Annotated in this window: 13 protein-coding genes and 2 pseudogenes; 7 read left to right on the plus strand and 8 right to left on the minus strand. The window is 53.2% G+C overall.

Annotated elements, in window-relative coordinates; translation table 11 throughout:
* Positions 1-123: 123 nt before the first annotated feature.
* The 4 genes from CKV66_RS02390 to CKV66_RS02405 form a co-directional block, all read right to left on the minus strand.
* Entirely contained in the window at positions 124-687 is a 564-nt protein-coding gene (locus CKV66_RS02390; protein ID WP_085363695.1) for a YceI family protein, read from the minus strand.
* 101 nt (positions 688-788) lie between these two features.
* Positions 789-1,433 (minus strand): IS1595 family transposase, encoded by a 645-nt coding sequence (locus tag CKV66_RS02395; protein ID WP_085363696.1) that lies wholly within the window; start codon positions 1,431-1,433, stop codon positions 789-791.
* Positions 1,434-1,602: 169 nt separating this feature from the next.
* Positions 1,603-1,983 carry an MAPEG family protein gene (locus CKV66_RS02400; RefSeq protein WP_085363697.1) on the minus strand — a complete coding sequence of 127 codons (381 nt, stop codon included), beginning with the start codon at positions 1,981-1,983 and terminating at the stop codon, positions 1,603-1,605.
* A gap of 76 nt (positions 1,984-2,059) precedes the next feature.
* Complete coding sequence (locus tag CKV66_RS02405) at positions 2,060-2,497, minus strand: c-type cytochrome (protein ID WP_085363698.1); 438 nt, start codon at positions 2,495-2,497, stop codon at positions 2,060-2,062.
* 318 nt (positions 2,498-2,815) lie between these two features.
* Between CKV66_RS02405 and CKV66_RS02410 the strand changes: the two genes are divergently transcribed.
* A complete protein-coding gene (locus tag CKV66_RS02410; RefSeq protein ID WP_085363699.1) occupies positions 2,816-4,069 on the plus strand; it encodes a BaiN/RdsA family NAD(P)/FAD-dependent oxidoreductase in 1,254 nt (417 codons plus the stop codon).
* 227 nt (positions 4,070-4,296) lie between these two features.
* Here CKV66_RS02410 and CKV66_RS02415 read toward each other — a convergent pair whose 3' ends face one another.
* Positions 4,297-4,965, minus strand: coding sequence for a response regulator transcription factor (locus tag CKV66_RS02415; RefSeq protein WP_085363700.1), 669 nt, complete (start codon positions 4,963-4,965; stop codon positions 4,297-4,299).
* A gap of 88 nt (positions 4,966-5,053) precedes the next feature.
* The gene (locus CKV66_RS02420) at positions 5,054-5,626 is read right to left on the minus strand and encodes a PepSY domain-containing protein (protein ID WP_085363701.1); all 573 of its coding nucleotides are present in this window, start codon (positions 5,624-5,626) and stop codon (positions 5,054-5,056) included.
* A 252-nt stretch (positions 5,627-5,878) separates the two neighbouring features.
* Here CKV66_RS02420 and CKV66_RS02425 point away from each other — a divergent pair, with 252 nt between their 5' ends.
* Positions 5,879-6,772 carry an ABC transporter ATP-binding protein gene (locus CKV66_RS02425; protein ID WP_085363702.1) on the plus strand — a complete coding sequence of 298 codons (894 nt, stop codon included), beginning with the start codon at positions 5,879-5,881 and terminating at the stop codon, positions 6,770-6,772.
* 81 nt (positions 6,773-6,853) lie between these two features.
* Here CKV66_RS02425 and apbC read toward each other — a convergent pair.
* Positions 6,854-7,882: pseudogene (gene apbC, locus CKV66_RS02430) on the minus strand (iron-sulfur cluster carrier protein ApbC); the annotation flags it as partial.
* A 209-nt stretch (positions 7,883-8,091) separates the two neighbouring features.
* Between apbC and CKV66_RS02435 the strand changes: the two are divergent.
* Positions 8,092-9,057: an L-lactate dehydrogenase gene (locus tag CKV66_RS02435; protein WP_085363704.1), complete on the plus strand. Its 966-nt coding sequence runs from the start codon at positions 8,092-8,094 to the stop codon at positions 9,055-9,057.
* A 143-nt stretch (positions 9,058-9,200) separates the two neighbouring features.
* Here CKV66_RS02435 and CKV66_RS02440 read toward each other — a convergent pair whose 3' ends face one another.
* On the minus strand, positions 9,201-10,613 hold the full coding sequence (locus CKV66_RS02440; RefSeq protein ID WP_408633893.1) for an alanine/glycine:cation symporter family protein: 1,413 nt from the start codon (positions 10,611-10,613) through the stop codon (positions 9,201-9,203).
* A gap of 172 nt (positions 10,614-10,785) precedes the next feature.
* Between CKV66_RS02440 and CKV66_RS12835 the strand changes: the two are divergent.
* From CKV66_RS12835 to CKV66_RS12840, 4 genes and pseudogenes are all read left to right on the plus strand, one after another.
* Positions 10,786-10,926 (plus strand): annotated as a pseudogene (locus CKV66_RS12835) (hypothetical protein); the annotation flags it as partial.
* A gap of 9 nt (positions 10,927-10,935) precedes the next feature.
* Positions 10,936-12,228, plus strand: a complete 1,293-nt coding sequence (locus CKV66_RS02445) for a transferrin-binding protein-like solute binding protein (RefSeq protein ID WP_158087793.1) — start codon at positions 10,936-10,938, stop codon at positions 12,226-12,228.
* Positions 12,229-12,268: 40 nt separating this feature from the next.
* Positions 12,269-14,434 (plus strand): lactoferrin/transferrin family TonB-dependent receptor, encoded by a 2,166-nt coding sequence (locus tag CKV66_RS02450; RefSeq protein ID WP_408633871.1) that lies wholly within the window; start codon positions 12,269-12,271, stop codon positions 14,432-14,434.
* Positions 14,431-14,625, plus strand: coding sequence for a hypothetical protein (locus CKV66_RS12840; RefSeq protein WP_408633872.1), 195 nt, complete (start codon positions 14,431-14,433; stop codon positions 14,623-14,625). Before CKV66_RS02450 ends, CKV66_RS12840 begins: the two co-directional genes overlap by 4 nt.

Below are 14,625 nucleotides of genomic sequence, written 5' to 3' on the forward strand. Positions count from 1 at the left end.
TACTAAAATTAAGTGTTTTAACTATATATATCTTGTATCAAAGTGTTGTTTAATTACGGATAATATTTAAAAAAGAATGCCTGCAACACGTTGCAGGCATTCTTTTTTCGGAATGATTAACCGTTATTTCTTGCCGGCTTCGATTTGGATGGTCAGTGCGACCTGCTTGGTCATACCGGCATCAACCAGATAATTGATGCCCCATTTGGTGCGATCGATGGTGGTGGTGAAATCGCCGCCGCAAACTTGGGTTTTGAGAATCGGGCTGTCGTAGCAGTTGAATTTTTGTGCTTTGAGCTTAACCGGATGGGTTTTGCCCAGCATAGTGAGCTTGCCGTCAACCGACAACAGTTTTTTGCCGTTGAAATTGAACTTGGTCGAGGTAAAGCGGATTTCGGGGTATTTGGCCGCATTGAATAAGTCGGCCGATTTCAGGTGATTCGTGAAGTCTTGGCTGCCTGTTTGAATGGAATTCACAGGAATGCTCAAGTCTATCGAACCGGTGCGTTTGGCGGGATCGAACTCCAGAGTACCGCCTAAATTGTAGAAACCGCCGACGTTGGTGCTGGTATTGAAGTGGTCGATACTGAAACGGGCATTGGTGTGATGGCCGTCAATCTGATAAGTCGCCGCACCGGCAGTCGTAGCCAATGCACTTAAAAACACAGCGGAAATGATTTTTTTCATAATTTTGCTCCGATTTATTTGATATTGGAAAGGAATTCCATTTTAACCAAACCTAGGGATGAAGCAAACCATAGCCAATTAAGAGGCTTAGGAAGCAAAATTCATTTTAAAGGATCTTTCCGCAACATTCCCAGCAGCACTTTATACAAATCGTCATGCCTGTGATTGAAGCGGAACCCGGTTTCTTTTAAATCCAGGTAAAACGTATGCTTAGGTACACCGTTAAACTGTACCAAGCGATGCTTCGCGTAGCTCCAAAAGGATTCAATACCATTGATATGCTGAGCGCCATGAGCAAATTCATTATCACTATGACGCACTCTGAAATGCTTCGCGAAGCCCATATCAACCAACCCCTGATAACCGCGCCATCCATCAGTATGGATGACGCTCTCAACAGAGATATGTCCTCTGATAACCTTTTGTAACGTTGCTTTTGAAGCATCGGAAACGGTTTCGGTATAAACCTTGTCACCTCGTTTGAGTATGCCGAAAACAATCGTTTTACTGCCTGCACCTCGCCCGCGTTTGCCGCGGATACGTTTGGCACCGAAATAGGATTCGTCCAATTCCACTATGCCGCACAAAGGTGTCTGCCGCTCACATTCGTCAACCAATCGTCGCCGTAGTTTCAGGTACAGGCTGTTGATGCTTCTGACACTAATCCCTGTCAATTTGGCGGTATCAGAAGCGGTCAGATCTAAGGAGAAAAACCGTAGGATTTGACGGAATTTGGGCTCGGTAATTTTGCTGAACTTTTGATACTTGTTTTTTAATTTAGTTTCAGAAGCTTATCACTATATTTGGTGATTTTGCTTCCTAAGCCCTATAAGCAGAGGCCGTCTGAATATTTTCAGATGGCCTCAAGCTTTGATGTTAGCCATCACGGAAACTCTCTGTAAACGGCAACTGGAATTAAGCTCTAAAAACCGCTCCGGCCAATCCTGCCAGAATCAAAATAAAAGTCGGGATAATGGTAAGCAGAAAGCCTACGGCTCGGGTTTGCGGGTCGGCGGTGTAGGCTCGGCGGTAGAGAAAGCGGCCGATCAAATACACGGCTCCGATGGCGGCGATGAGCGTTTCGTTCCAATAAAAAGATGCGATAAACAGGGCGGGTAGGAAAACGACGAGCTGTTCGAGGGTGTTGGCTTGGATGCGGAAGGCGCGCTCGAAGTGTTCGTTTCCGGAAACGGCGGGCGCGTTAACGCCGTATTTTGCTCTGGCGCGGCCGACGGCAAAGCCGAAATACAGGTATTGTATTAAGGCGAGCAGGGCTACGGTGTGGATTAGGTTCATGATGTTTCCTTTCTGTATGTTTCGGTAAAACTCACGAAGTTGGTTTTCAGACGGCCTGCGGGCTTATTGCTTAGGCTTATTCTTTAAATGCTTGGTGGCAGGCTTTGCAGCTTTGGGCGACTTTGTCGAACGATGTTTTTACGGTTTGGTAGTTGCCGCCGGCAGCGGCTTGGTTCAGTGCGGCGGCGGCTTGGTTGAAGCGTTTGATGGCGGCTTGGAATTGCTGCGGTTTTTCCCACACGGCGGCTTTGGCTTCGGAGTTGTCGCCGTTGGTGCCGGGGCCGTAGTATTCCCACGGTTCGTTTGCGGTGCTGTTTAATTGTGCGGCGAGTGCGGCAAACTCTTTGGCGGGGAAGTTTTGGGCGTTGCTGCTTTTGAGGATGTTGCCCATTTGTTTGTTGAGGCCGCGCCATTCTTTCATGTATTGCTGGCGTGCTTTGATGTCGCCTGCGTCGGCGTAAACCGAACCGGCGGCGAGGCACAGGCAGAGGGCTGCCCAGATGTTGTTGCGCATGGTGTGTTCCTTTGGCTGTTTTTTGGATTTTTATGGGTGGGTCGATAGGCTTCGAGCCTTGTCGGGCAAGCATACGCCAACTTGCGGGGAGCGTCCAGCCGCGGCGGTTTGGGGAAATATTTGGTGGGTAAGGTGGGGAGATACTCGGGTCAAGCCCGAGTATGACGTGCCGTCATGATTAAGTTTGTTGATATAGGCCGTCTGAAAAAGCAGTTTGCTGCATTTATCTTTTTCAGACGGCCTCGGTTATGGCGGATGGTGCGGTGATACTGTGCGGACGATTGGCTATAATGGTGTGTTTGGATAAGCTGGAAAACGATGAATACTGTTGCTTACTTTGATTGTGTGGTGATCGGTGCGGGTGCGGCGGGGATGATGTGTGCCGCCCGCATCGGGCAACGCGGCTTGAGTGTGGCCTTGCTGGATCACGCGCTGAAAATCGGTGAAAAGATCCGCATTTCGGGCGGCGGCCGCTGCAATTTTACTAACCGCCACCTCAACGGGCATGACGGCTCGGCTTATTATGTGTCGCAGCAGTCGCGTTTCGTGCGCCATGCGCTTTCGCGTTTTACCGCGCAGGATTTTATTGCGCTGCTCGACCGCTACGGCATTGCGTACCACGAAAAGCATAAGGGGCAGATGTTTTGCGACCACAGCGCGCAGGATATTATTTCCATGCTGCAAACGGAATGCGCGCGCGGCAAGGTGAGCTGGCATACGGGTTGCCGTATCGAGGCGGTGGATGCTTTTCAGACGGCCTCTGCCGATCATGGCGCGCGTTTTGAAATCCGCACGTCGCAAGGCGTGTTCCGCTGCCGCAATCTGATTGTGGCCACGGGCGGGTTGGCGGTGCCTGCGGTGGGGGCGACGCCGTTTGGATATGAATTGGCGAAGCAGTTCGGCCACAGCATCGTGCCACACGAAGCCGCTTTGGTGCCGCTGCGTTTCGAGCATTGGGCGCAGCAGGGATTTGATGCGTTGTCGGGCATTGCGCTGCCGGTGCGTATCAGCACGGGAAGCGGCAGGCAGGCTGTGGATTTTGATGAGGATTTGTTGTTCCGCCACAAAGGTTTGAGCGGGCCGGCGGTGTTGCAGATTTCGAGTTATTGGCAGCCGGGGCAGGTAATCAGGGTGAATTTGGTGCCGGATACGGATGTGGCGCAGGCTTTGTGCGACGGCAAACACGGCCAGAGAATCCAGCTGAATACGGCGTTGAAACAGCTTTGCCCGGCCTTGCCCGAGCGTTTGCTGGATTTTTGGCTTGCCCGCGAGGCGTTTGCGCCCTATGCCGCGCAAAAATGGGCTGATATCCCGAATATCGTGCTGCAAGAATTGGGCAGAAGTTTGAACGAATGGACGCTGCTGCCGAGCGGTTCAGACGGCCATAAAAAGGCGGAAGCAACGCGGGGCGGGGTAAACGTGAAGGAAATCGACCCGAAAACCATGCAAAGCAAGCTGTGTGAGGGTGTGTATTTTATCGGCGAGGTGATGGACATTACCGGCTGGCTTGGCGGCTATAATTTCCAATGGGCTTGGGCATCGGCGGTGTGCGCGGCGCAGGCGGTGGAGTAGGCGGGGTTTGGGTTGGGTATTTTTGACTTGCTTGAGAAATACGGGTTGCGGGTTTCAGCAAAGCTTACCAAGATCGCTTTGGCGAAACTCGCAAGCTCGTTTTGGCGAAGCTCACAAGTTCGCTTTCAGACGGCTTCAAGGCTTGCCATATTGAATTTAAAAAAGCATGGATGCGAATTCCATGCTTTTTTGTTTTGCGGTGTGCCGTTTGCACGTTGGCGGGCGGGTCAGACCTTTTTAGGCACCAGCCAGCCTACGCCGCGCACGTTTTTGATGCTGTCGTGGCCGAGTTTTTTGCGTAGGGCGTGGATAAGGTAATCGATGGCGTTGCTTTCCGGCTCTTCGCCCCACGCATAGACTTTGTCTTCCAAGTCGCTGCGGGAAAGGATGGTGCCGGGGTGCAGCATTAAGGCGTGGAGAATGGCAAATTCGCGGTTGGAGAGCAGGATGTCTTCGCCGTTGTCGTGGCGGTGAACATAGTAAGTGGAAGGATCGAGGCTGAGGACGCCGTTGTCGAGCATATTGACGGCACTGCCGCCGCTGCGGCGCAATACGGCGCGGATGCGGGCGAGCACTTCCGACATGTCGAAAGGTTTGATGATGTAGTCGTCGGCGCCGTTATCCAAGCCTGCCAGCCGGCTGTGAAGGTCGTCGCGGGCGGTCAGTATCAAAATCGGCATGGTCAGGCCGCGGCTGCGGATATCGGAAAGCACTTGCATCCCGTCTTTGTGGGGCAGCCCTAAGTCGAGCAAAACGACATCGTAGGGTTGGGCGGCGAGTGTGTCGATGGCGGTTTTTCCGTCTTTCACCCAATCTACGGTATAGCGGTTGTCTTTCAGGCTGCCTTCTACGGCACGGCCTATCATGTTGTCGTCTTCTACCAAGAGTATGCGCATTTCGGATGCTCCGCGTGGGTTACGGCGTAAACTTCGCACGCAAGCACGGCGTTGTGCCGTGCTTGCGTGGCGGTTGGGCCGCGGTGGGTTAATCGTCGTAATCTACATAAGACGCCAATACGTTGCCGTTGTCGGCATCGATGATGACTTTGTAGGGTATGTTGTCGGCTGAAAGAATTTCTACTTTATACACAATTTGCCCGCGTTTGCTGTCGCGTTCGGCTTCCAATACGCGGCCGCTGACTTTGCTTTGGGCGATTTCCATGGCGCGCTCCAGCGAGACGACGGTTTGGCGCATGGATTTCCATTCGGTTTCCAATTTGCTGCCCATTACTTTGCCGCTGGCGGCGTCAACGTAAACGGTGTGTTCGTTTTGACCGTTGCGCACTTCCACTTCGTACACGGGTGTGCCGTATTTGCCTTTCAAATGCACTTCGGTGGCTTGTCCGCCTGCCTGTTTTTGGGCGATGGCGATGGCTTGCTGCGGAGAAACGCTCACTTGGGTGGGTGTGCGGTTGTGGTGGGCGTGGACTGCCGGCGCGGTCGGCGCAGGCGCATCAACCATGCCGCCGTGTTTGTGGTTGTTTGAAGAAGTGCCGCAGGCGCTCAATGCCATAACGGCGCTGCTGATGGCGGCAAGGGTGTAAAAACTTTTTTTCATGTGTCGGTTCCTCTCGCGGTGGTTTTTTGATGGTTTGGAATACTTATGTTTATTGTATAGCGGATTGTTTATGCGAAAATTAGGGCTGGTTTAAATTATGTAAAGCAGGTCGTCTGAAAAGGTTCAGACGGCCTTATTGCTGCTTTCAGGCAATAGAATGGCGGGCGGTTTGCATCTGTGTTTATAATCGCGCTTTTATGACTGATTTTTCAGACGGCATCTGAGTAGAGGCCGTCTGAAACGAAAGAATATATGCAAGCTGCGATTGATATTCAAAATGCGGTAAAAACGTATCCCAACGGTTTTACTGCGCTGAAAAACGTGAGTTTTCAGGTGGATCAGGGCGAGTTTTTCGGCTTGCTCGGGCCTAACGGAGCGGGTAAAACCACGTTGATTTCGGCAATGGCGGGGTTGAGCCGCCTCACTTCGGGCAGCATCAGCGTAATGGGGCACGATGTGGTGGCCGACAGCTATGCGGCGCGGATGAGCTTGGGCGTGGTGCCGCAGGAGCTGGTGTTCGACCCGTTTTTTACGGTGCTGGAAGCGTTGAAATTCCAGTCGGGCTATTTCGGCATTAAAAACAATGGCGACTGGATTGACGAAATTATCCGCAACCTCGGCCTGCAAGACAAAGCGCACACCAACACCCGCAATCTTTCAGGCGGCATGAAGCGGCGGGTGATGGTGGCTCAGGCTTTGGTACACCGCCCGCCCGTGATTGTGCTGGACGAGCCGACGGCCGGGGTGGATGTGGAACTGCGCCAAAGTTTGTGGACATTTATTTCCAAGCTCAACAGCGAAGGGCATACGGTGATTCTGACCACGCATTATTTGGAAGAAGCGCAAAGCCTGTGCGACCGCATCGCCATGATGAAGCAGGGCGAGTTGGTGGCTTTGGACAGAACCGAAAACCTGCTGCAAAGCGAACAGGGCTTGCGGGTGGACATGCTGCTCAACGGCGCGTTGCCCGACAATTTGCGCCAATGGCTGGTGTCGGAAGGCGACGGGCAGTTTTTATTCAGGCTCGACGACTACGACCAGCTTGCATTTGTGTTACAAACCTTGAAATACGCGGGCGTGGAAGTGAAGCATATGTCGCTGCCGGAAACGGATTTGGAAGATGTGTTTGTGAAGATGATGAAATGATGATGCAGGAATGCCTGTTTGCGGCATAAAAAACGGGCGGCCGAATGAGCCGCCTGTTTTTTATCGAGCGGGCGTTGCCGATTATTCCACCACGATTTTCGGGAAACGGCTGCTGAAATCTTTGCCTTTATCGGCAACCGCCAAAGCAATCTGCCACGCGACTTGGGTGTAAATTTCGGCTACGGCGGGGTTGGCGGCCTGCATCTGTGCCGCCGTGCCTTGATCCATGGCTTCGCGCACGGGCAGGCTCAGGGGCAGTTGGCCGAGCAGCGGCACGCCGAGTTTTTCGGCCAGATTTTTGCCGCCGTCGCTGCCGAAAATGGCTTCGGTGTGGCCGCATTTCGAGCAGATGTGTACCGACATATTTTCCAACACGCCGAAAATCGGGATATTCACTTTTTGGAACATATCCACGGCTTTGCGCGCGTCAATTAAGGCGATGTCTTGCGGTGTGGTTACGACCACCGAGCCGGTTACGGGGATTTTTTGCGACAGGGTCAGCTGGATATCGCCGGTGCCGGGCGGCAGGTCGATAAACAGGTAATCGACGTCGTCCCACTCGCTTTGAAACAGCAGTTGTTGCAACGCTTGGCTCACCATCGGGCCGCGCCAAACGACGGCTTGGTCGGTGTCCACCAAAAAGCCGATAGACATCACCTGTATGCCGCTGTCGGACACCACGGGGATGAGTTTTTTGTTTTTTTGGTCGGGCTTGCTGTCGGTCACGCCGAGCATGGTCGGCTGGCTGGGGCCGTAGAGGTCGGCGTCGAGCACGCCCACGCGCGCGCCCATGTTGGCCATGGCCACGGCAAGATTCGCCGCGGTGGTGGATTTGCCGACGCCGCCTTTGCCGGAAGCAACGGCAATCATGTTTTTCACGCCTTTGATGGTGGCGATGCCGGGCTGGACTTTATGGGTTTCGACAACGGTACTGATGTTGAGATGAACGGGCGCGCTGTGGCCGGCGTTGTGTAAGGCCGTCTGAATATTTTCGGTTAACGCCTGCTTGATGTGGTTGACGGGATAACCGAACTGCAAGGCGATATGGAGGCCGTCTGAACGCGATTCCAGCGACTTAACGGCTTTTTCGCTGCCGAGCGTGCGGTGGGAAGCGGGGATAAGTACCGCATCGAGTGCGGCTTGCAGGGTGGAGGTATTCATGGTGTTTCTCTGTGAGGGTGTGTGGCGGATATTTTATCAGAAGCGGTGCGCGTTATGCAGGCAAGCTTTTCATGGTTTAAACATTGCGGCGATTCAACGGGCAGGTTCTTTTCTTTATAATCGGGCGTGATTCACAACAAACAATACAGGATAAAAAAATGACCAAAAAAGTAGGCAATAAAGTCGCCATTATCGGCACGGGCGCGGTGGGCATCAGCTACGCGTATTCCATGCTCAACCAAGGGCATTGCGACGAGATGGTGCTGATTGATCTCAACCGCCGGCGGGTCGAAGGCGAGGCGCGCGATTTGCGCCACGGCGTGCCGTATGCGCCCACGCCGACCAAGATTTATGCGGGCGATTACGCCGACTGCGCCGATGCCGACATCGTGTGTATCTGCGCGGGTTTGCCGCAGCGCCCGGGCGAAACCCGCCTCGATTTGATTGACAACAACCTCAAGATTTTCCATGGCATCGTTACGGCGGTGATGGCGGCCGGTTTTGACGGTATTTTTTTGGTGGCGACCAATCCGGTAGATGTGTTGTCGTACGCAACTTGGAAATTTTCCGGCCTGCCCAAAGAGCGCGTGATCGGTTCGGGCACGATTCTCGATACCGCCCGCCTGCGCGTGTGTTTGGGGCATGAGTTCCAAATCGCGCCGGTGAGCATTGATGCGATGATGATCGGCGAACACGGCGACAGCGTGATTGCAGCATGGAGCACGGCCAATATCGCGGGTATGCCGTTGAAAGAAGTTCTCGAACAAGAAGAAAATGGAAAAGAGCGCATGAAAAAGATTCACGATTCTGTGCGCAATGCCGCTTACGACATTATTGATGCCAAAGGCGCCACCAGCTTGGCCATCGGCATGGGTTTGAGCCGCATTTCCAACGCGGTTTTGCACAATCAGAATGTGGTGTTGACCGTGTCCACTTTATTGGAAGGCGAGTTCGGCCAAAACGGTGTCTATATCGGCGTGCCTACCGTGATTAACCGCCAAGGCGCGGTGCGGGTGATTAATAAGCCGCTGGACGGGCAGGAAGCCGCCCTGTTTGCCGAATCTGCCGCTTTGTTGAAAAGCTATCAAGAGAAAGTGGAAGAGTTTTTAGCGAAACTTGCATAGTCCGCTTGCTCGCTTTCAGACGGCCTCAATTTCAGAGGGCCTCAACGCCATAAACGAAACCGCCTTAATGCAGCCGTATCCGAAATGGAGCGCGGCGTGCATTAAGGCGGTTTGATTTAAACTATTCAATCAGTTTGGCGGTATTACCAGATATCCGATTTAAAGCGGCGTTTCAGCACCGGATGCTCAGACAGCTTGAACACAGGCTCTTTGCCCATTTTCAGTTTGCCGGTGTAATCCTTCAGCAGCAGGAACACCAGCGGGCTGAGCGCCAAAATCGCAATCAGGTTGATTAAAGCCATCGTACCCATAGTTAAATCGGCCATATCCCACACCAAAGGAACGTGGTTTACCGCGCCGAAATACACCATGCCCAGCACGCACATGCGGAAAACGGCCAGCACCAGCCAGTGGCCGTTGATGAATTGCACATTAGATTCCGCGTAAGCATAGTTGCCGATCACGGTAGAGAACGCAAACATAAACAGCACAATCGCCAAGAAATCCGCGCCCCATGCGCCAACGTGGCTCACGATGGCTGCTTGGGTAAGCTGCACGCCGGTAAGGTCGCCCGGCGTAACATCGGACAACAACAGCAGGAAAGCCGTGCACGAACACACAATCAAAGTATCCACAAACACGCCCAGCATCTGGATCATGCCTTGAGAAACGGGATGTTTCACGTCGGCCGCCGCCGCCGCGTTCGGCGCAGAACCCTGACCGGCCTCATTGGAATACAAACCGCGTTTGATGCCGTTCATCATCGCCGCAGAAATCACCGAGCCGAGCAGGCCGCCGCCCGCCGCTTCAATGTTGAACGCCGAGCCGAAAATCAAACCGAACACGCGGGGGATTTCCGCCACGTTGGCGGCCATCACATAAACCGCCAGCAGCAGATAAAGCGTTGCCATCAGCGGCACGATGAGTTCCGCTACGCGCGACACGCGGCGAATGCCGCCGAAAATAATCGGAGCGGTGAGAATCACCAAACCCACGCCGACCATGTGTTTGTCCCAGCCCCAAGCCGCTTCGGTGGCGGCTACGATGGAGTTGGACTGCACCGCATTGAACACCAAGCCGAAACAGAAAATCAGGCTCACGGCAAACAAGATGCCCAGCCATTTTTGTTTCATGCCGTAGGTAATGTAGTAAGCCGGGCCGCCTCGAAACTGGCCGTTTTTGTGGTCGCGGATTTTAAACAATTGGGCGAGCGACGATTCGGCAAAAGCAGAACTCATACCGATGAGGGCGGTAACCCACATCCAAAACACCGCACCCGGGCCGCCCAAAGTGATGGCGATAGCCACGCCCGCAATATTGCCGACGCCGACGCGGCTGGCCAAGCCGGTTACAAAAGCCTGAAAAGGCGTGATGCCGTGCGGGTCGTCGCCGGCTTTTCTGCCGCCCAGCATTTCTTTGATGCTGCGGCCGAACAATCGGAACTGCACGAATCCGGAAGCCAATGTAAAAAACAGGCCGGTGCCGAGGAGCAGGAAAATCAATCCGTTCCACAGCGGCCCGCTGACTTCATTTACCCATGCGTGAAAAGCTTGCATATCCATAATATCCAATCCATCCGTTTCTTGTGTATTCAAGTAGTTTCAGACGGCCTGCCGTCTGAAACCGACGAGGCATACGGCCTGAAAAGCGCATTCTAAACGCAGCAGGCCGTCTGAAAAAGCCTGAGGTGTGAAAAGCGGTTGATTTTTACGCATAAAACCTAAGCCCGTGCTGCGGGAGCGGTATTTCAATCCGATTCATTTATTAAATAATGTCAATGCCTTAGTCATTTACATTGTAAATCAATGTGTTTTTAGAGGTTGGTTTGAATATCGCACACAAAACCGTTACGAAATCGGTAACGGCATTACCAGAAAAGTGCTGTTCGGCAGCATCGGCCACGTTTATTACAAAGGTGTTCAGCCTGCGCAGGCATTCCCGACGTCAGGCAAAGCGACTTACAAAGGTACATGGGATTTCGTGACCGATGCGCGCCAAGGCAGAGCCGGCACCGGCTTTACCGGCACGGCTGCAAATGTGGGCAGCAATTACGGCGCAGTTTCGTTTAATGAATACGACTCGATTCATACCGATAAAAGCACAGGCGAAGTCGGCCACAGCAGCGAATTGGAAGTCGATTTTGCCAACAAGAGCCTGACGGGCACACTGTATAAAAACCATAAGAAACTTGCCGATAAAGCACAAGAACGCACGCTCCGTTACAAGGTTAAAGCCGATGTCAAAGGTAACCGCTTTCAAGGCCGTGTAGAGGCGGGCAACAAGGACGACCTTTATTTCGGTAAAGACGGTAATTTGGAAGGCGGCTTCTTCGGCCCGGCTGCGGAAGAATTGGCCGGTAAGTTTTTAGCCGACGACAATTCGCTGTTCGGCGTGTTGGCGGGTAAGCGTGAGAAAGCGGCCGACGAGAAAACCGACAAAATCATCGATGCCTACCATATCGACTTCAAAAACCTGAACCTCACTCAAGCCGACAATTTCGGCGACGCCCGCAAATTCGTGTTTAAAGGCCAAACCTTTTCGTTGCTGCCCGCCGCAGGCACGGACACGAAATCGTTTTTGGAGACCCTGAAATATGCTTTGGACGGCAACCGCACGCTGAATCTGTTTTCATGTTGCAGCAATCTCGACTATCTCAAGTTCGGTACTTTTCAGACGGCCACAGGAGAGGATAAAGACGGTGCGTCGTTCTTCTTCCAAGGCGAGCGTACACCCGTTAAAGATATTCCCCCCGGCACCGCGCATTACAAAGGCAGTTGGCAGGCACACATCATCAGTAAAACAGCTCATATTTGGAGCAAATCTCCCAACAACAAAGAAGGCGGCAGCCGCGCAGAGTTCGGCGTGGACTTCGGCGCCAAAACGCTTAAGGGCAAGTTGACTGCGCAAGACCGTGCGTTGCCGACCTTCAATATCCATGCCCAAATTGAAGGCAACGGCTTTACCGGCCGCGCCAAAACCAGAGACCAAGGCTTTATCTTGGATCCGGGCAGCACGGCCAACTCGGTAAGTGTCCATCTGGATGCCGAAGTCAAAGGCGGTTTTTACGGCCCCAAAGCAGCAGAGCTGGGCGGCGTATTCCACAGCAACGAAGAAGGCAAAGACAAAGTGGGCGGCAGTTTCGGTGCCAAACGGCAAGTATCCGTGCAATAAACCGAACGCATGACACATTCAGATATTATTGGGAGCAAACATGAATACCGCAAAACACATCCATAACCACACCTTCCCCTCGCGCCTGACCGCCGTATGCTTGGCCGTGCTGTCTTGCACGGCAGCCGCCCCGGCCTTCGCCGATACCGACGTAACGAAAACCGTGCAGTTGAACGAAGTGGTGGTCAAAGGCAAGAAAAAAGCGCGCCGTAAAGACACCGAAGTTACCGGCTTGGGCAAAGTCGTTAAAAATTCAGACGGCCTCGATAAAGAACAAGTATTGGGCATCCGCGACTTAACCCGTTACGACCCGAGCATCGCCGTTGTCGAGCAAGGGCGCGGCGCAAGCAGCGGCTACTCGATGCGCGGGGTGGATAAAAACCGCGTGAGCCTAACGGTGGACGGCCTGCCGCAAATCCAGTCTTATACCGTTGACAACACATCGGCCACCAGCGGCGCGATTAACGAAATCGAATATGAAAACATTACCGCCATCGAAATCAACAAAGGCGCCAACTCTGCCGAACAAGGCAGCGGTTCGTTGGGCGGTTCGCTGGCTTTCCGCACCAAAGAAGCGGACGACATCATCAAAGAAGGCCAAAACTGGGGCTTGGATACCAAAACCGCATACAGCGGCAAAAACAAACTATTTACCCAATCAATAGCCGCAGCAGGCCGTCTGAACGGCTTTGAAGGCTTGGCAATTTATACTCACCGCCAAGGCCACGAAACCCAAGCGCACAAAGATGCGGGCAATCAGCCGCAAACCATATCGCGCTTAGACGGCTACGTTTATGAAGGCGATGACGCCCGATACGATTGGTTTGCTTTAGAAGGCGAGTGTGTCGATATAGCCAATTGCGACAAACTGCGCCCGCTCTCCCACACCTCTCCGGCAGAAAAATACCTCACAACCGAAACCATCCCCGCCGCACAATACACCGGCAACAAACGCGCCCTGCCCAATCCGATGGACTACGGCAGCCGGTCGTGGCTGGTTCGCGGCGGCTACCGTTTCACACCGCGCCATTACCTCGGCGGCATTTTTGAAAATACACGCCAGCGTTACGACATCCGCGACATGGCCTTCGAGCAATATTGGAACCCTAAAACCCGCATCGCGTCCGGCAAATCGCAAGGGGTTTACCGCTTCGGCGAAAATATCGACAACGGCCAAACCATCCAACGCGGTTTGACCGACCAATGGAGCTACATCGGCTTGGGCTACTCGCGCTTGCGCTATTTCGACGAACACCACCGCAAAACCCGCAACGGCTTGGAATACCGTTATGACAACCCCGACAAAAACACCTTTGTCGATCAAGCCAAAATCAGCCTCGACCGCCAAAATATCACGCTCGACACCCTCCGCAGCGACGTGAATTGCTCGGTTTATCCCGCAGTCGATAAAAACTGCCGCCCCGGCACAGACAAACCGTGGTCGTTTTACGAATCGGAACGCAGCATTTACGGCGAAAAACACAACGCATTGAACCTCGAAGCAGAGAAAAAACTCTCGTTTGCCCATACCTCGCACAAACTGCATCTGAACGCAGGCTTCGACCGTTTCCAATCCAAGCTCGACCACAAAGATTTTTACGCCCTCAACAGCCAGCAAGATGTTGTGTATGTGAACGACCAAGCCGACGGCTCAAAAAGCAACCCCTATATTTACCGTTTGGAAAACCCCAGAGTCGAAAAATTCAACCTGTGCCGTTACAACAATTTCGTCGGCGTCAGCAGCTGCCATTCGCGCATCATCAACGGCCACAGCTATCACATCGGCCTGCGCGACCACATGAGCTTGGGTAAATATGTCGATTGGGGCGTGGGCGCACGTTACGATTACCACAAAATGACCACCGACGATTCATGGACGGCTTCAGGCACTTTCCGCAACGGCTCATGGAACAGCGGTTTCGTATTCAAACCCAATTCCAATCTGAGCTTCTTACACCGCATCTCCAGCGGCTTCCGCGTACCCAGCTTCCAAGAACTGTTCGGCTACCGCGTATCGGGCTTTGAAAAAGGCATAAACGACAAAGCGCACTATGTCGGAAAATTCAAACCCGAAAAAGCCTTAAACAACGAATTCGGCGTCCATGTCAAAGGCGGCTTCGGCCATCTGGAAGCCAGCTATTTCCGCAACCGGTACAAAGGCTTGATCGGGTTGACCCACACATCGACCCCAACGTTACCGGTTTGACCAACGCCGAAAAAGCCCGCGGCTACCGCAATATGTATAACGCCACCACCGACGGCATCAATATCGTCGGCAAGGTCGATTGGCACGGTATTACCGACAAACTGCCCGAAGGCCTGTACAGCACCGTAGCCTACAACCATGTGAAGCTCAAAAAAGCCTCGCTGACCAAAGACTATTTCGTACATTCCTGA

The sequence above is a fragment of the Neisseria zoodegmatis genome (genome assembly GCF_900187305.1).
GTDB lineage: Bacteria > Pseudomonadota > Gammaproteobacteria > Burkholderiales > Neisseriaceae > Neisseria > Neisseria zoodegmatis.